The sequence below is a fragment of the Klebsiella sp. ZJOU C1 genome (assembly GCF_035620215.1).
GTDB lineage: Bacteria > Pseudomonadota > Gammaproteobacteria > Enterobacterales > Enterobacteriaceae > Klebsiella > Klebsiella variicola.
Map to the genome: position 1 here is coordinate 3976899 of NZ_CP141644.1, position 16438 is coordinate 3993336.

Genomic DNA, 16438 nt, shown 5'->3' on the forward strand with positions numbered 1-16438 from the left:
TTACCAGCGTGGAATTGTCGTCGTCACATCGCCATTCTGCGCGCGCTGACGCATAAAGTGATCCATCAGGACGATCGCCAGCATCGCCTCAGCGATCGGTACGGCGCGAATGCCGACGCACGGATCGTGACGCCCTTTGGTGATCATTTCCACTTCTTCGCCAAAGCGGTTAATCGTATGACCGGGAACGGTAATACTGGAGGTAGGCTTCAGCGCGATGTTGGCAACGATCTGCTGGCCGCTGCTGATGCCGCCAAGAATACCGCCGGCGTGGTTGCTCTGGAATCCGTCTTTGGTGATTTCATCGCGGTTTTCGCTGCCGCGCAGCTTCACCACTTCAAAGCCGTCGCCAATTTCCACCCCTTTCACGGCGTTGATGCTCATCAGCGCGTGGGCGATATCGGCATCCAGGCGATCGAAGACCGGCTCGCCGAGGCCCGGCGGTACGCCGTCAGCCACCACCGTCACTTTCGCGCCAATGGAGTCACCCTCTTTTTTCAGGCCGCGCATCAGTTCATCCAGAGCGTCGATTTTATCCGGGTCCGGGCAGAAGAACGGGTTTTGCTCGACCTGATCCCAGTCTTTGATGGCCAGCGGAATATCGCCCATCTGCGTCAGGCAGCCGCGAATGACGATGCCGAACTTCGCGGCAAGGTATTTTTTGGCAATCGCCCCGGCCGCTACGCGCATCGCGGTTTCGCGCGCAGAAGAACGACCGCCGCCGCGATAGTCGCGCAGACCATACTTTTGCTCGTAGGTGTAATCGGCGTGGCCCGGACGGAACAGATCTTTGATTGCGCCGTAATCCTGCGAACGCTGATCGGTGTTCTCAATCAGCAGGCCGATACTGGTCCCGGTAGTAACGCCTTCGAAGACGCCGGAAAGAATTTTGACCTGATCCGGCTCGCGACGCTGCGTGGTGTAACGCGAGGTGCCCGGGCGACGACGATCGAGGTCGTGCTGCAGGTCGGCTTCGGTCAGCGGGATGCCCGGCGGCACGCCGTCGACGATGCAGCCCAGCGCCAGGCCGTGCGATTCGCCGAAAGTAGTGACGCGAAAGAGTTGTCCAATTGTATTTCCTGCCATCACGGCTCCAATCTTTTTCGTTATGTTGGCGTGTTGTTTTTTTAGTCTTTATAAATACCGAAGTGCGCGCGGGCGTCAATCAGCTGCTGTTTGGTCAGCATGAAGACACCGTCGCCGCCGTTATCAAACTCAAGCCAGGTAAACGGCACGTCCGGATATTGCTCCATCAGATGTACCATGCTGTTACCGACTTCACAAATCAGAATCCCGTCATCGCTGAGATAATCCGGCGCGTTGCCGAGGATGCGGCGCGTCAGCTTCAGGCCGTCGCTACCGGAGGCCAGACCCAGCACCGGCTCATGCTCATACTCTTCCGGCAGATCGGCCATGTCCTCTTCATCGACATACGGCGGATTGGTGACGATCAGATCGTACTGCAGCTTCGGCAGATCGCGGAACAGGTCGGAGCGGATCGGCGTCACGTGATGGATCAAGCCATGGGACTCCACGTTGTGCTCGGCGACGGCCAGCGCGTCCAGGGAAATATCCACGGCGTCGACTTCGGCTTCCGGGAAAGCATAGGCGCAGGCGATGGCGATGCAGCCGCTGCCGGTGCACATATCAAGGATATGCTGCGGCTTATGGTTAATCAGCCCGGCAAACTGATTGTTGATCAGTTCGCCAATCGGGGAGCGCGGGACCAGCACCCGCTCATCGACGTAAAACTCATGCCCGCAGAACCACGCTTTGTTGGTCAGATAGGCGACGGGAATGCGCTCGTTCACGCGGCGGATCACCCGCTCAACGATGCGGTGTTTCTCGCTGGAGGTCAGACGCGCAGTCCGCATATCTTCCGGGATATCCAGCGGTAGGTAGAGCGACGGCAGCACCAGCTGTACTGCCTCGTCCCACGGGTTATCAGTCCCGTGACCGTACCAGATATTAGCAGCGCTGAAACGGCTTACCGCCCAGCGCAGCATGTCCTGAATGGTATGCAGCTCATTGACTGCCTCATCAACAAAAATTTTATCCACGACAACCTCCAGGGCACACTCTGCTATAAATTCGGCGGCTAGTGTGCCATGAAGACGGCGATAAATCAGCATTCTTGCGTGGGGTGACCGGGGAAAAAACAGGTTTTCCTTGCCCGAAGGGATATTGAGTCGGGTAAACTAGCGCAAAGTATTAATGAGAGTGGACAATGAAAAAGAAGACATCGCTAAGCGAGGAGGATCAGGCGCTGTTCCGTCAGTTAATGACCGGCACGCGGAAGATCAAGCAGGACACCATCGTTCACCGTCCGCAGCGCAAGAAGGTCACTGAGGTTGCTCCGAAGCGTTTGCTGCAGGAACAGGCCGATAACAGCCACTATTTCTCTGATGAGTTTCAGCCGCTACTGAATACTGAAGGCTCGACGAAATATGTCCGCGCCGACGTCAGCCATTTTGAGCTGAAAAAGCTGCGCCGTGGGGATTATTCGCCGGAACTGTTTCTCGATCTGCATGGGCTCACCCAGCAGCAGGCCAAACAGGAACTGGGCGCGCTGATTGCCGCCTGCCGCCGCGAACATGTGTTTTGCGCCTGTGTGATGCACGGGCACGGCAAACATATTCTCAAACAGCAAACCCCGCTGTGGCTGGCGCAACACCCGCATATTATGGCGTTTCACCAGGCACCAAAAGAGTACGGCGGTGACGCCGCACTGCTGATACTGATTGAGGTAGAGGAGTGGCAACCGCCGGAGCTGCCTTAACGGCGGGCTCCGGGGCCGTCAGATGGCGTTGGCCATCTTGAGATTGCAGGGGCTTTTCTGCCAGAGGTATTCACCCTTGCCGTCGGCGTCCAGCGTCACGCAGGCGATAGCCGAGGTGGTGAACATCGGAGGCGTTTCCCCCGGACACAGCTCTGAGACCAGGTACCCCACCAGCGGCAGGTGGGAGACGACCAGCGCCGTCGCCACGCCTTCATTCGCCAGCGCCTGCAGATAGGCGCTAACCAGGCCTACGTCGCCGCACGGCGTGAGTTCCGGCATCACGTCGACATGTTTCGGCAGGTTCATGCACTCCCCAACAATATCCAGCGTCTGTTCTGCACGCAGATAGGGACTGACAAGAACGCGCTCAATATCCACTTTTTGACCTTTCAGCCAGGTTGCCATCTGACGAGACTCATCACAACCGCATACGGTTAATGGACGAACTGAGTCGCTGGCTGCATCGAGGGCAGCGTCGCCGTGACGCATAATAAAAACTTGCATATTGCACCGCTTTTGTTAACCAGAAGCACCGTAGTTTGGCCTGCGAAGACAATACGCAGGTGACCCGGTGGCCGGGCATTGTGCCTGATCCATTCAACGAATGAAACGCTGTTTTTTACCTCAATGGCGTAAGTATAGTCAATCATTGTTTACAAAACAGCCAATCAACAGCGTCATCCGCAGCCGGATTTATCTTCTTTGACCACAACTTAGGTCAGCCGTTCATCCGCTGGCCAAAAGGTTGTCCCCTGTTCGGCCATGCGTAATAAAGTGTCACAGGGTGTAAAACGTGGGCCGTACTGGGCGGCCAGGCGCTGCAGGATCGCGGCAACTTCACCCGCGCCGATAGTATCCATATACCGGAACGGGCCGCCAAGAAATGGCGGAAAGCCTATACCAAAGACGGCGCCGATATCGCCATCGCGCGCGCTACGGATAATCTGCTCATCAAAGCAGCGCGCCGCCTCGTTAAGCATCATCATCACACAGCGTTCCGCCACCTGCTGCGCGGAGAGCCGCGACTGGGGGCGGTCGATGCCGAGCAGCGGATAGACTGCCGGGTCGGGCCGTTTTTTGCTTTTACGCCCTTTTGTCTCATAAAGATAGAAACCACGATTATTTTTTCTACCTTTGCGATCGTCCTTCAAAATCGCGTCAATGATGTTTGCAGGTGGGCTAAAACGTTCTCCAAACGCGCTCTCCAGCACGGGGATAATTTTGGTGCCGGTATCGATGCCAACCTCATCCAGTAGCTGGATTGGCCCTACCGGGAAACCGAATTTAACCAGGGCCTTATCAATCTCTTCAACCGGTTCGCCCTCCACCAGCAGGCGCATCGCTTCATTGATATAGGGCGCGAGGATGCGGTTCACATAGAAGCCCGCTTTATCCGCCACCACAATCGGCGTTTTCCCCTGACGTTTAGCCAGTTGCACCACGGTAGCGATAGCCTGCGGATCGGTTCCCTTATGCGGGATCACTTCAACCAGCGGCATTTTTTCCACTGGACTGAAGAAATGCAGGCCGATCACCCGCCCGGGGCGACGGGCCTGGGCGGCAATATCGCCTATCGGTAACGATGAGGTGTTCGACGCAAAGATGGTCTGCGGCCCGCAATATTGCTCCACTTCGCTGACCATCCGCTGCTTCAGGGCCAGGTCCTCAAATACCGCCTCGATCACCACGTCGCGATGAGCAAAGCCCTGATAGTCGGTGGCGCCGGAGATCATCGCCATCTGGCGATCGCGCTCACTGGGGCGCAGACGACGCTGGCGGACCTGTTTATTCAGCAGCTCCCAGCTGTACTTTAAGGCATGGTTAATCCCACGCGGCTGGATATCTTTAATGCGCACCGGCAGCCCGCCCTTACAGGCGGTCACATAGGCGATCCCCCCGCCCATCAGGCCGCCGCCCAGCACCGCAATGCTCGTCAGCGGTCCGGGCTCTGCTTCGGCGCCACGGTCTTTTTTCAGATCGGTACTGGCAAAGAAGATCGAACGCAGCGCTTGCGACTGCGGGGTCATCGCCAGTTCGCCAAACGCGCGAGCTTCTTCGGCGTAACCGCTGCTGCAACCGTGGGTCAGGCCATTCTCGACAACCTGCAGAATTCGCTTCACCGCCGGATAGTTCCCCTGGGTCTTGCGCTGCGTTTGTTTGCCGACGAAATGGAATAACAGATGGCGGCCCAAAGGCCCCGCCAGCACGCGTTCGCGTACGGGCATATCCCGACTGGCCGGTCGCCCCTTCAGCGCCAGCTCCACCGCCGCCTGCAATAAAATCGCCTGTGGAACCACCTCGTCCACCAGACCGGCCTTCAGCGCCTGGCGCGCACGCAGCTGCCTGCCGGTAAGCATCATATCCAGCGCTGTACTGACGCCAATCAGCCGCGGTAAACGCTGCGTTCCCCCGGAGCCCGGCAGCAGGCCAAGCTGCACTTCCGGCAAACCGAGTCGGGTTTTTTCGTCATCGCTACAGATCCGGCCATGGCAGGCCAGCGCCAGTTCCAGACCGCCGCCGAGGCAGGCGCCGTGGATGGCGGCAATCACCGGGATCGACAAGCCATGGATCTCAGCCATAATCTGCTGTCCCTGGCGCGCCAGCGCTTCCGCTTCCTGCGCGCTGCGGCAGCGGGCAATCATGTTAATGTCTGCGCCGGCGATAAAGTTATCCGCTTTGGCGGAGATAAACACCACGCCGCGCACCGACTTATCATCACGAACCCGACGTATCAGCCCCCGCACCTGATTGCCGAACTCGGCTTTCAGGGTATTCATTTTCTCACCCGGGGCATCGATGGTGATCACCGCGATCTTGTCCGCACGGACCTCAAGCTTAAAAGCGGAAACAGCATCCATTATTCAGCCTCCACGATCATCGCCGCACCCAGACCACCTGCCGCGCAGGCCGTCACCAGACCAAATCCCCCGCCCCGTCGCCGCAACTCATGCAGCGTCTGGGTGATCATCCGCGCGCCGGTGGCAGCAAAAGGATGGCCATAAGCAATAGATCCGCCGAGGACGTTAAACTTGCTCTCATCCACCTCACCGGTGGCCTGCGAGCGTCCCAGTACTTCACGGGCAAAGCGCTCGCTTGCCAGACACTGGAGATTGGCCAGCGTCTGCGCAGCAAAAGCTTCGTGCATATCAATAAGCGTCAGATCCGCCAGCGTCAGACCTGCCCGCTCCAGCGCCAGCGGCGTGGACCATGCGGGCCCCAGCAGCATATCCTGCCAGACGTCGATGGCGGTAAAGGCATAGCTGCGCAGATAACCCAGCGGCGTCAGACCCAGCTCTTTGGCCCTGGACTCAGTCATCAGGATCACCGCCGCCGCGCCGTCCGTCAGCGGCGTGCTGTTGGCAGCGGTGACGGTGCCATGCTTGCGATCAAAGGCAGGACGTAACTTTTGGTAATCTGCGAGGGTTGAATTTTTACGAATATTGTTGTCCTGCTCCAGCGGCTCGCGGAAGGGGGGCGCGTAGGCGGTCATCACCTCGGCTGACAACTTTCCCTCTTCCCAGGCTTTGGCCGCCAGCTGGTGCGAGCGATGCGCCAGCGCATCCTGTTGTTCCCGGGTGATCCCCCAGCTTTTTGCCATCTGCTCGGCGGTATCGCCCATCCGCAAACCGGTCGAATACTCCGCCACTGCCGGAGGGACCGGCAGCAGGTCGCGTGGCCGCAGACGGGAAAACAGCTTCAGCTTTTGGCTCAGCGTGCGGGCTTTATTGGCATCCACCAGCGTGCGGGCCAGTGTTTTACTGACCCCAATGGGCAATACAGAAGAGGAGTCGGCGCCGCCGGCAATACCGGCGCGGATGGTGCCGGCCATCAGGCTTTCAGCAACATTCGCCACGGCCTGGAAGCTGGTGGCGCAGGCGCGACTGACGCTATAGGCATCGGTGTGCACGCTCATTCCAGTGCCGAGCACGATTTCCCGGGCGATATTCGGCGCCTCCGGCATCTGCACCACCTGGCCAAAAACCAGTTGCTCAATGACGTCCGCGGGAATGTCACTCCGGGCGAGCATTTCGCCAACCACCATTTTCCCTAAATCAACGGCCGGAACGCCATGAAAAACCGTCGCCTGGCGCGCAAATGGCGTGCGTAAACCCCTGACAATGGCAATGCGATCGCCCTGACGGGTGATAAGCGGTAATGCCTGACTCATAACGCTCCCCTGTTAAGCAAAACAACCAAGTGGTCTGACCTGATAACAGTCTTAACTATTTTTTTACATTAAGCCAATCGGGGAAGCGAAAAATTGCGAGCCAAAACACATTGAACAGAAAGGTAACGCCCCTTCTACGGGGCGTTAAACGGAGGGATTAACGTAATCCTAACTGGAAGATCAGCGATTCGGCTTCGCAGCTAAAAATAAAATCGATATCCAGCTGTACGCCGCCGTCAACGTCGGTGAAGGTCGGGTTGATTTTGCACGGTTCAGATTGCACATTACGCGCTTTCTCGCTCAGCGCAGCGAGCGTTTGCTCCGCTTCAGCGCGGTTGGCGAACACGCGGCTGTATGAGGCGGTGCAGTCGGTGTTGTCCACAATGGTGCCAACATCCATACAGCAGCATACCGGGGTTTCATCAGCGCTACATTTACTCATCGTAGATTTCCTCTGTATAGGCACCTTCGGTGCCAGACAAATAATGTGCCTATTTTACGCCCTGCCCCCGGTGAGCCTCCAGCCGAGAATCGCCATCACCGCGTTAAGTGACAGAAATCACACTTAAAAATGATCTAAAACAAAAATCAGCTTTTCTGCCTCTTACTCCCCCCGACAATTTTGCCAGCTGGATCGCGTTTCTGTTATCACAATTGAAAAACTTCATAAACAAACTTGCAACAACTCATCTGGTCAGACCTATACTCAGCGCACTGGTCTGATTTCTCTGTTGTACCACAGACCCTACACTTCCGCGCTTCTGTTACGGCATGTAACATAGTTTAAAAAAAAATAACTCAATGAGGTTATGGGCATGAGCCAGAAAACCCGCTTTACCCAATCTGCCCTTGCAGTGGCTGTAGCACTTGTTTCCACCCAGGCCTGGTCAGCAGGCTTCCAGCTCAACGAATTCTCTTCATCAGGGCTGGGTCGGGCCTATTCCGGTGAAGGGGCTATCGCAGACGATGCAGGCAATGCCAGTCGTAACCCGGCATTAATTATGATGTTTGACCGTCCAACTATGTCGGCGGGCGCCGTTTTTGTTGACCCGGGTGTCAATGTCTCCGGCACCTCTCCCACCGGCAAGAGCCTGAATGCGGACAATATCGCCCCGACGGCGTGGGTTCCCAACTTCCACTTTGTCGCGCCGATTAACGATCAATTCGGTTGGGGGGCATCCATTACCTCTAACTACGGCCTGGCAACGGAATACAACGATGACTATGCGGCTGGCAGCATGGGCGGTAAAACCGACCTGACCACCGCGAACTTCAACCTGAGCGGCGCCTACCGTCTCGACAGCAACTGGAGCTTTGGCTTAGGTTTTGACGCGGTCTACGCCAAGGCGAAGATCGAGCGCTATGCGGGTGACCTGGGTCAGATTGTCGCTGGTTCTGGCGCACTGCCGCCGGCGCTGGCAGGCCAGGTGGCGAAGATCCCTGCCGACACGCAGATCGCCCATCTTAACGGCAACGCCTGGGGCTTTGGCTGGAATGCCGGTATCCTCTATGAGCTGGATAAGAACAACCGCTACGGTTTTACGTACCGTTCCGAGGTGAAGATCGACTTCGACGGTAACTACCGCAGCAGCCTGCCGGCGGCCTATAACCAAATCCTCGGCAACTTCGGTCTGCCAGCGGGCACTAACGGCCAGACCACCGGCGGTTCACTGACCCTTAACCTGCCGGAAATGTGGGAGCTGTCGGGCTATAACCGCGTGGCACCGCAGTGGGCGGTCCACTATAGCCTGACCTACACCAGCTGGAGTCAGTTCCAGGAGCTGAAAGCCACCGGCAGCAACGGCCAGACGCTGTTCTATAAAGAGGAAGGCTTCAAAGATGCCTACCGTCTTGCGCTGGGGACCACGTATTATTACGACGATAACTGGACCTTCCGCACCGGTATCGCTTTCGATGACAGCCCGGTGCCGGCCAACAACCGCTCCATCTCCATTCCTGACCAGGATCGCCTGTGGCTGAGCGCGGGTACCACTTACGCGTTTAACAAGGATGCGTCGGTTGACGTCGGTCTTTCCTATATGCACGGCCAGCACGTAGAAATTAAGGAAGGCCCGTATACCTTCCGTTCCGAAGGGACCGCCTGGCTGTACGGCGCCAACTTCAACTACCGCTTCTGATAAGCCGCGCGCAACAAAAAAGGGTGAACAACATGTTCACCCTTTTTTTATCGTTCGCAGATTACTGTGAATCAATGTCTTTCAGTTCATCCTGAATAGCCTGGGCATTCGGGTTGTCCGCCGGGGTCAGCTTACCGCCGTTGGCGATAAAGTCATGGCGCTGGAAATAAGCTTCACGCATCAAAATGTAAGGATCGGAAGACTGACGGAGCAGGCCGTCGGAATCCAGCAGCTGGGCACGAGTTTCAATCCCTTCGACAGCCCATTTACCAATCGACATCGGCCAGGTCAACCAGGAGAGTACCGGGTAGAGGCCATCGGCCATATCACCGCCTTCATCGCGCAGCGTAAAGCTACCGTAGAATGGCAGTTGCACATACGGACCATAGCCGACGCCATAATGGCCGAGCGTGCTGCCGAAACGATGCGGTTCAACGCGCTGCAGCTGCGGATTCGCCATGCCCGCGACATCGATCAGACCGCCCATCCCGAGGATGGTGTTCAGGAAGAAACGGGTAAAGTGCACCATACCTTTATAGGGGTCGCCCTGCAGGAAGGAGTTCACCATTACCGCCGGCTCTTCAAGGTTGCTGGTGAAGTTGCTCAAACCATTGCGCGCCGGCTGCGGGACGTAGTCACGCCATGCCACCGCCACCGGGCGAAGCACGTAAGGGTCGACCACGTTAAAGTTGAAATTGAACATCGTGCGGTTAAACCCTTCTAACGGGTCTGAACGCCCCTGCGGCTGATCGCCAGAGCTGGAACTGGCACATCCCACCAGCAATGTGGCGCCAAGCGCAAGCGCCGACAGGCGATAATTCATAGGTGTCTCCCTGGTTTTTATGGCTATCGCGAGTTGCCATCCATGACGGAAAGACAACGTTTCCGCCCGTATAGATGTGAGCGATTGTAACAGCACGTTGAACGATGTCTATATCACCCAAGTTGTTGATTTGATCATAGCCTGGGAATAACGAGATCGCGGGGCTCCTATTCTACCGGAGCAACAAAAATCTGACGTTACCATTTTTGCGATTTCAGAGTATACCCAGCCAGACGGCAGGGAAAGCCGCTACGCTATATCTATATAGATTGATAGCGAGGGCCACGAAATGGATGAACTAGACAATAACAAATTAAAACCAGCGGATGACGAGCGAGAAGTCGAAAGTGAAGAAAAACAGCGCGGAGAGGAAATAGAAGTGGATGAAGATCGCCTGCCCTCGCGGGCGATGGCCATCCATGAACATATTCGCCAGGAAGGGGAAAAAGAGATGGAACGCGATGCGCTGGCCTTGCTGTGGTCAGCCATTGCGGCCGGTCTGTCGATGGGCGCCTCCCTGCTGGCAAAAGGGATTTTTCACGTCAAACTGGAGGGGATCCCGGGCGGGTTTTTACTGGAAAATCTCGGGTATACCTTCGGCTTTATTATCGTGATCATGGCCCGCCAGCAGCTGTTCACGGAAAATACGGTTACCGCCGTTCTGCCGGTGATGCACAATCCCACACCAGGTAACATCGGTTTGCTGATGCGGTTATGGTCGGTGGTGCTGGCTGGCAACCTCATCGGTACCGCAGTGGCCGCATGGGCCTTCAATTTTATGCCCGTCTTTGATGAACCAACTCGTCAGGCCTTTGTCAGCATCGCCGAAGACGTAATGAAAAACAGCCCGACGGAGATGTTCGCTAATGCGATTATTTCCGGATGGCTGGTCGCCACCATGGTCTGGATGTTTCCTGTCGCCGGTGCGGCCAAGATCGTGGTGATTATTCTCATGACCTGGCTTATCGCCCTGGCGGATACGACTCATATCGTGGTGGGATCGGTCGAGATCCTTTATCTGGTGTTTAACGGAAGCCTGCCCTGGAGCGACTTTATCTGGCCGTTCGCCCTGCCGACGCTGGCGGGAAATATCTGCGGCGGGACCTTCATCTTCGCGCTGCTGAGCCATGCGCAGATCCGTAACGATATGAGCAGCAAGCGAAAAGCGGAAGCCCGCGCCCAGGCTGCGGAGAAAGCCAAAAACGCCGACCGGGCATAAAAAAAGCGCCGTGAGTGGCGAGGGTTTAAGCAGTCAGACGGTATGGCTCTTACTCAGGCGGGCAAAAAACGCTATACTCGCACCGCCTTGTCCCCTTAGTTAAATGGATATAACGAGCCCCTCCTAAGGGCTAGTTGCAGGTTCGATTCCTGCAGGGGACACCATATAAACGTTGACCGCTATTTCCCACCATGACCTAAACGCCAGCCATGGCATATTCTTCTCGCCATCATAATTTGCCGAAATTATCCGCGTGTGGATTAGCCAGGACAGGAAGGGGCGCCCCAGTCAATCGCACAGACAATAAACCGACAAAAACGCGCATTCCGCGTACAATGCCCCTTGGCTTAAACAGTCACAAGCCACTACCCCAGTGCAACCTTCTCTGGACGATACAGGAGCCAGGCGTTGATATGAAACAGATCACCCTCAGCGATATGCAGCAGCAGAGCGAAGCGGCAGCCAGTGCCCCGCGCTTGCGTGCCCATCGCAATTTTCATCCCGAACTAAGCGACCCGGTACAGCGCCTCGCCATTGCGATGGAACCCGGCACCTATATCCGTCCGCACCGGCACAGACATACCTTCGAACTTTTGCTGCCCCTGAAAGGCCGCTTTGTGGTACTGAATTTTGATGACAATGGCGTAGTCACCCGCCGGGTGGTGCTGGGTGAAACCTGCACGGCGCTGGAAATGGAAGCCGGTACCTGGCATACGGTGCTCTCGCTCGACCCGGGCGGGATGGTTTTTGAAGTTAAGCAAGGTGCTTATCAGCCGCTTGCCGAAGTTGACACCATGGCCTGGGCGCCTGCCGAAGGCCAACCGGGCACCGCAGAGATGATGGCATGGTATGCCATCGCGCAGCCGGGTGACCGTTTTCTGTCGACGCCACAATAACAACAGCTACACCAAACAGACGCGACTGGCGTCTGTTTGCCCCCCTGCCGACCACGAAGGTCGCCAATTGACTGTCCCTTTCTTCGTACTCCGCTCGTGCTCGCCTTCAACATTCCTGCAAAAAGATTCCTGCCAGAAAGAAATGCTTATATTGAGCAAACTATTTTTCTCTACGAATAAGAGATGATAAGATAACGGGATAAAGTAAATACGCGGCAGCAAAAAAATAAAAACAGCCAACTTATCGACATATTATTCTCAATGTGAATGGGTTTTGTTAATCAGGTAAAGGAAGTCAGCGGGAAGAATAAATCCTTGTCATCGATGCTTTTTGCTCACCATGGCGATTTATTTTTTCATCGACGTACAATTCTTATGAATATTACAGAACGGAATATCTGGAAGCTAAATAATTTACCGCCAATGGAGTATTGCTCTCTGGCGCGGGCGCAAAAATTATTAAACTGCGAACTTGAAGACATTCTTCACTGGCATGATATTGGTGCGATCAATCTCTGTCTGAAGCTTAATCCGACGCGGGGAACATTAAAAATAGCCGTCCTTTCTCATCAGGAAAAAGACGTGACCACCGCGCTTAATCCGCTTGCCTCTGCCGAGGAAGTGGAGACTTTCTGGTCACCCCACTCCCATATCCGCAGCATTCTGCGGCTTGATGGCGATATTCCGATTGTGGAAACATTACGCGGAAATACGGTGACGCAGTTTAACGTAAAAGTGTCCGCATCCGGACTCTGGCACCCACACAGTCGGAATTTAATGGCGCTACTGGAGGCGCCTGATGATATTCTTTACGAAAACAGACTCAGCATGATGCTGCCCGACAAACCGTTTGTCTATTGTCATTTCATTCCGGATGAAGACGAATACTCTGCTATATCATTGAACCGCATCTATATCACCAGCCAGGCCATTGAGAAAATATACGCTCACAGTATTAGCGCCCGGCCTATGGACGTGACAAAAAATTCGCTGCTGGAACAAACCAGTTACATCCATCAGGAATTAACCGTCCTGCCGCAAAATGAGGTATTGCTGGAATTTATCCATTACCTTATCCAGTCCCATACCGTATTTAATGAGAAATTACAGAATATGGCCGAGCCAGACAAGACTCAGCTCTTTCATCACGTACTGGAAAGGCTCAAAGAAGAGGGCATGCTCCGGGAGAACACCCTGCCCGATGAGGCCGATATCCTCAGCGAAGCCGATCGTTAGTCCAGGCTCGCCGGCAAGTGACGCAGGTCCTCATACAGGGCCTGGCCGTTTTCCTGCTCAAGCGTTACCGCGATCTCCCGCGCCAGCACAATGAATTCGCGCGCCGCAGCGCTCTGCCATGCGCCCTGGCGCTGCAGCAAACAGGCCGTGCGCTGCAGCAGCGCGGGCTTAAGCTCAATGGCCACGAGGTCATCATACTGTCCGGCGATCGCCGCTGGCAGCAGCGTCGCAAGCGGCGTGCCGCGAATAACCGTTAGTACGGCGCCGATGGAGTTGGCCTCCATCCGCACGTCAGGTTCAAGCCGATGGCGGCGACAATAGCGGTCGATCTGCTCCCGGGTGGCAAACTCGCTGCTCAGCAGGATCAGGGGCTGCGCGTCGAGAGCCTGTAGCTGCAGGTGGCTCTCATGAGCCAGCGGATGCGCGCGGCTCACCACCAGCGCGAGGGTTTCCGTCAGCAGCGGCTGAACCACAATATCCCGCGAGAGGCTCTCGTCAAAAGCAATTCCCACATCCAGTTCATCCTCCAGAAGCATCGTTTCCATCCGCTCCTGGTTCATCTCCTGGATAAGCAATTTCACTCCGGGGTAGCGTCGATAGTACGCCTCCACCAGCGGCCCCAGCATGTAAGTGGTAAAGGTCGGCGTCATGGCGATGCGGAGTTTACCACGCTGCAGATCTTCTGCGTCGTGCAGGGCGCGCCGCCCCTCCTCAAGATCGCGTAACACGCGGCGGGCACACTCCAGCCAGATCTCTCCGGCATCGGTCAGGCGGGTATAACGACCAGAGCGGTCAAAGAGCTGAACCTCCAGCATCGCTTCCAGCTGGCGGATCTGCTGTGACAGCGCAGGCTGGGAGACATGGAGCGCCGCGGCGGCGCGGGTAAATCCACGATGTTCTGCCACGGCGATAAAGTAGGAAAGATGGCGCAGGAGCATCCGCTTACCTATAAGCAATTCAAATAGGGTTCATCATAAATAAGTCTTTTAACTTATGAAACAAGATACGTACTCTCTACCTACCATCCTCTGCGTTTTTCACCATCAACATCATCTTATGCAGGAGTGACTATGTCCGCTGACGATCGCTATCTCCAGCGCGCATTAGCGCTGGCAAACCAAAACATTGCTGACGGTGGCCGCCCCTTCGGCGCCGTTCTGGTGCGGCATGATGAGATTGTCGCCGAAGGCGTCAATACTTTTCATCTGAACGGTGACCCAACGGCGCATGCCGAACTGAACGCCGTTCGCGATCTTGCCGCCAGACTGGGAAGCGAGGTGCTGCGCGAATGCGTTATCTATGCCAGCGGGCAACCTTGTCCTATGTGCCTGAGCGCACTCTATTTAACCGGCGTGCGGGAAGTATTTTTCGCCAACAGTAATCAGGATGGCGAACCCTTTCAGCTCTCAACCACCGCGATTTATCAGCAGCTGCAGCAGCCGCTGTCCCGGCAGACGCTGCCAATCCACCACTGCCCGCAGCCGGAGGGGCCGGCACTTTATCAGCGCTGGGCGGAACAGCAACCATGACGCCCATGCTGCGACAGAATCTGACGCTGTGTGTCCTGGTACTCATTGGGATAAACATGCGTCCGCTGCTCACCTCGATAGGTCCCTTGCTGCCGGATATCCGCGCCGCCAGCGGGATGAGCTATACCCTGGTCGCGCTCCTCACCGCCCTGCCGGTCATCGCGATGGGCGTACTGGCGCTGGCCGGCGGCTGGGTCGATCGCACTGTTGGTCAAAACCGCAGCATTGCGCTGAGCCTGCTGATTATCGCGGCGGGTGCCCTGCTGCGGGAAAGCGCCCCACATAGCGGTTTGCTGCTCAGCAGCGCCCTTGCGGGGGGAATTGGCATCGGCATTATCCAGGCCGCCATCCCGGCGGTGATAAAGCGTCTGTTCGCCCGGCGTACGCCGCTGGTGATGGGACTATGGTCGGCGGCGCTGATGGGCGGCGGCGGGTTAGGCGCTGCGTTCACGCCATGGCTGGCGTCACGCAGTACGGTCTGGCACCAGGCGCTGGCCTGGTGGGCGCTCCCTGCCCTGCTGGCCCTGCTCGGCTGGCTGGCGATTTGCCGGCAATTGCCTCGCGCACCGCATCAGACCAGCGCTTCCCCCCGGGTCGCGATTATTGGCCAGCGCCGCGCCTGGACGCTGGGACTCTATTTCGGACTGATCAATGCCGGTTACGCCAGTCTGATCGCCTGGCTGCCGCCCTACTATATCCAGCTTGGCGATAGCGCCCAGTACAGCGGCTCACTGCTGGCGCTGCTGACCGTCGGGCAAACCGCGGGGGCACTGCTGCTCCCGGCGCTGGCTCGCCAGGATGACCGACGCCAGCTTCTGCTGTTCGCGCTGACGCTACAGCTCATTGGCTTCTGCGGCTTCATCTGGCTGCCGCAGCACGTCCCAGCGCTGTGGGCCATCGCCTGCGGAGTGGGTCTGGGTGGCGCCTTTCCCCTGTGCCTGGTGCTGGCGCTGGATCACGCTGGACAACCGGCGGTAGCCGGCCGGCTGGTGGCGTTTATGCAGGGTATCGGATTTATCATCGCAGGCCTCTCCCCCTGGCTTTCCGGCCTGTTGCGTAGCCTGAGCGGGAACTACACGCTTGACTGGTCCTGGCATGCGCTCTGCGTCCTGCTACTCATGGCGCTCACACTGCGCTTTATCCCGGCTCACTACCCGGCCGAGTGGCGGCCGCGCGCCTCTGACCAGCATTAAATCGGCGGCGGCGCGTAGCAAAGAAATTGCGCACGCCCTCGCTGGCCGTCCTCCATTTTGCCCATCGCCAAAATCCGTTTTAACAGCGTCGCTGGCGTGAAATTTATTACCGGGTGAAATTAATGTGTCGCCGAATCACGACACTCCTAAGTAACTAAAAATTAATAAAAAAATGCCCCTTGTTTCCCTCATTTTTTAGGCGTACATTAGCGCCATCTGGAGCACAAAGCGCACAGAATTGCGAGCTGCCGCAACGTGATTTTTCACCTGCGACAGCCCAGGAATAACAGAACAATTAATTCATTTGAACGTCGCACAAGCGCGTGGAGTGATGAATCGTGAAATACTTCTTTATGGGCCTCTCTTTTATGGTCATCGTTTGGGCCGGTACTTTTGCCCTGATGATCTAGACTGCAGCGGTGTCAAAAAAAAACGGGAGCCCACTGGCTCCCGTTTT

General features: G+C 56.6%; 16 protein-coding genes and 1 tRNA gene. 9 read left to right on the forward strand and 8 right to left on the reverse strand.

Going from position 1 to position 16438, the window contains the following annotated elements:
- The gene (aroC, locus tag SPE70_RS18985; RefSeq protein WP_008803909.1) at nucleotides 1-1086 is read right to left on the reverse strand and encodes a chorismate synthase; all 1086 of its coding nucleotides are present in this window, start codon (nucleotides 1084-1086) and stop codon (nucleotides 1-3) included.
- A gap of 41 nt (nucleotides 1087-1127) precedes the next feature.
- The gene (prmB, locus tag SPE70_RS18990; protein ID WP_048292245.1) at nucleotides 1128-2060 is read right to left on the reverse strand and encodes a 50S ribosomal protein L3 N(5)-glutamine methyltransferase; all 933 of its coding nucleotides are present in this window, start codon (nucleotides 2058-2060) and stop codon (nucleotides 1128-1130) included.
- A 167-nt stretch (nucleotides 2061-2227) separates the two neighbouring features.
- Here prmB and smrB point away from each other — a divergent pair, with 167 nt between their 5' ends.
- On the forward strand, nucleotides 2228-2779 hold the full coding sequence (gene smrB, locus SPE70_RS18995; protein WP_023323062.1) for an endonuclease SmrB: 552 nt from the start codon (nucleotides 2228-2230) through the stop codon (nucleotides 2777-2779).
- Nucleotides 2780-2797: 18 nt separating this feature from the next.
- On the opposite strand, the gene sixA is transcribed toward smrB, so the two are convergent.
- The 4 genes from sixA to SPE70_RS19015 form a co-directional block, all read right to left on the reverse strand.
- Complete coding sequence (gene sixA / locus SPE70_RS19000) at nucleotides 2798-3283, reverse strand: phosphohistidine phosphatase SixA (protein WP_008803906.1); 486 nt, start codon at nucleotides 3281-3283, stop codon at nucleotides 2798-2800.
- 209 nt (nucleotides 3284-3492) lie between these two features.
- Nucleotides 3493-5637, reverse strand: a complete 2145-nt coding sequence (gene fadJ, locus SPE70_RS19005; protein WP_063106003.1) for a fatty acid oxidation complex subunit alpha FadJ — start codon at nucleotides 5635-5637, stop codon at nucleotides 3493-3495.
- Nucleotides 5637-6947 carry an acetyl-CoA C-acyltransferase FadI gene (gene fadI / locus SPE70_RS19010; RefSeq protein ID WP_008803904.1) on the reverse strand — a complete coding sequence of 437 codons (1311 nt, stop codon included), beginning with the start codon at nucleotides 6945-6947 and terminating at the stop codon, nucleotides 5637-5639. Before fadI ends, fadJ begins: the two co-directional genes overlap by 1 nt.
- A gap of 157 nt (nucleotides 6948-7104) precedes the next feature.
- Complete coding sequence (locus SPE70_RS19015; protein ID WP_012967491.1) at nucleotides 7105-7389, reverse strand: YfcZ/YiiS family protein; 285 nt, start codon at nucleotides 7387-7389, stop codon at nucleotides 7105-7107.
- A 373-nt stretch (nucleotides 7390-7762) separates the two neighbouring features.
- Between SPE70_RS19015 and fadL the strand changes: the two genes are divergently transcribed.
- Nucleotides 7763-9085, forward strand: coding sequence for a long-chain fatty acid transporter FadL (gene fadL, locus SPE70_RS19020; protein ID WP_012967490.1), 1323 nt, complete (start codon nucleotides 7763-7765; stop codon nucleotides 9083-9085).
- A gap of 61 nt (nucleotides 9086-9146) precedes the next feature.
- On the opposite strand, the gene mlaA is transcribed toward fadL, so the two are convergent.
- Entirely contained in the window at nucleotides 9147-9908 is a 762-nt protein-coding gene (gene mlaA, locus SPE70_RS19025; protein ID WP_012967489.1) for a phospholipid-binding lipoprotein MlaA, read from the reverse strand.
- Nucleotides 9909-10197: 289 nt separating this feature from the next.
- Between mlaA and SPE70_RS19030 the strand changes: the two genes are divergently transcribed.
- The 4 genes from SPE70_RS19030 (at nucleotide 10198) to SPE70_RS19045 (ending at nucleotide 13259) form a co-directional block, all read left to right on the forward strand.
- A complete protein-coding gene (locus SPE70_RS19030; RefSeq protein ID WP_008803900.1) occupies nucleotides 10198-11127 on the forward strand; it encodes a formate/nitrite transporter family protein in 930 nt (309 codons plus the stop codon).
- A gap of 89 nt (nucleotides 11128-11216) precedes the next feature.
- Nucleotides 11217-11291 (forward strand) — tRNA-Arg (locus SPE70_RS19035).
- 249 nt (nucleotides 11292-11540) lie between these two features.
- Nucleotides 11541-12023, forward strand: coding sequence for a WbuC family cupin fold metalloprotein (locus tag SPE70_RS19040; protein WP_008803899.1), 483 nt, complete (start codon nucleotides 11541-11543; stop codon nucleotides 12021-12023).
- Between the two features lie 375 nt (nucleotides 12024-12398).
- Nucleotides 12399-13259 (forward strand): hypothetical protein, encoded by an 861-nt coding sequence (locus SPE70_RS19045; protein WP_012967487.1) that lies wholly within the window; start codon nucleotides 12399-12401, stop codon nucleotides 13257-13259.
- Here SPE70_RS19045 and cynR read toward each other — a convergent pair.
- Nucleotides 13256-14197, reverse strand: coding sequence for a transcriptional regulator CynR (cynR, locus tag SPE70_RS19050; protein WP_063106005.1), 942 nt, complete (start codon nucleotides 14195-14197; stop codon nucleotides 13256-13258). The two genes, SPE70_RS19045 and cynR, sit on opposite strands and share 4 nt — an antisense overlap.
- Nucleotides 14198-14329: 132 nt before the next feature.
- Here cynR and SPE70_RS19055 point away from each other — a divergent pair, with 132 nt between their 5' ends.
- The 3 genes from SPE70_RS19055 (at nucleotide 14330) to ypdK (ending at nucleotide 16391) form a co-directional block, all read left to right on the forward strand.
- On the forward strand, nucleotides 14330-14788 hold the full coding sequence (locus tag SPE70_RS19055; RefSeq protein WP_063106006.1) for a nucleoside deaminase: 459 nt from the start codon (nucleotides 14330-14332) through the stop codon (nucleotides 14786-14788).
- Nucleotides 14785-15981 (forward strand): cyanate transporter, encoded by a 1197-nt coding sequence (locus SPE70_RS19060; protein ID WP_012540956.1) that lies wholly within the window; start codon nucleotides 14785-14787, stop codon nucleotides 15979-15981. Before SPE70_RS19055 ends, SPE70_RS19060 begins: the two co-directional genes overlap by 4 nt.
- 338 nt (nucleotides 15982-16319) lie before the next feature.
- Complete coding sequence (ypdK, locus tag SPE70_RS19065) at nucleotides 16320-16391, forward strand: membrane protein YpdK (RefSeq protein WP_099119320.1); 72 nt, start codon at nucleotides 16320-16322, stop codon at nucleotides 16389-16391.
- The last annotated feature ends 47 nt before the right edge of the window (nucleotides 16392-16438 follow it).

Bases quoted from the DNA above. Each gene is read 5' to 3' on its own strand.
- aroC (WP_008803909.1), bottom strand. From the start codon at position 1,086: ATGGCAGGAAATACAATTGGACAACTCTTTCGCGTCACTACTTTCGGC.
- smrB (WP_023323062.1), top strand. From the start codon at position 2,228: ATGAAAAAGAAGACATCGCTAAGCGAGGAGGATCAGGCGCTGTTCCGT.
- sixA (WP_008803906.1), bottom strand. From the start codon at position 3,283: ATGCAAGTTTTTATTATGCGTCACGGCGACGCTGCCCTCGATGCAGCC.
- fadJ (WP_063106003.1), bottom strand. From the start codon at position 5,637: ATGGATGCTGTTTCCGCTTTTAAGCTTGAGGTCCGTGCGGACAAGATC.
- fadI (WP_008803904.1), bottom strand. From the start codon at position 6,947: ATGAGTCAGGCATTACCGCTTATCACCCGTCAGGGCGATCGCATTGCC.
- SPE70_RS19015 (WP_012967491.1), bottom strand. From the start codon at position 7,389: ATGAGTAAATGTAGCGCTGATGAAACCCCGGTATGCTGCTGTATGGAT.
- fadL (WP_012967490.1), top strand. From the start codon at position 7,763: ATGAGCCAGAAAACCCGCTTTACCCAATCTGCCCTTGCAGTGGCTGTA.
- mlaA (WP_012967489.1), bottom strand. From the start codon at position 9,908: ATGAATTATCGCCTGTCGGCGCTTGCGCTTGGCGCCACATTGCTGGTG.
- SPE70_RS19030 (WP_008803900.1), top strand. From the start codon at position 10,198: ATGGATGAACTAGACAATAACAAATTAAAACCAGCGGATGACGAGCGA.
- SPE70_RS19040 (WP_008803899.1), top strand. From the start codon at position 11,541: ATGAAACAGATCACCCTCAGCGATATGCAGCAGCAGAGCGAAGCGGCA.
- SPE70_RS19045 (WP_012967487.1), top strand. From the start codon at position 12,399: ATGAATATTACAGAACGGAATATCTGGAAGCTAAATAATTTACCGCCA.
- cynR (WP_063106005.1), bottom strand. From the start codon at position 14,197: ATGCTCCTGCGCCATCTTTCCTACTTTATCGCCGTGGCAGAACATCGT.
- SPE70_RS19055 (WP_063106006.1), top strand. From the start codon at position 14,330: ATGTCCGCTGACGATCGCTATCTCCAGCGCGCATTAGCGCTGGCAAAC.
- SPE70_RS19060 (WP_012540956.1), top strand. From the start codon at position 14,785: ATGACGCCCATGCTGCGACAGAATCTGACGCTGTGTGTCCTGGTACTC.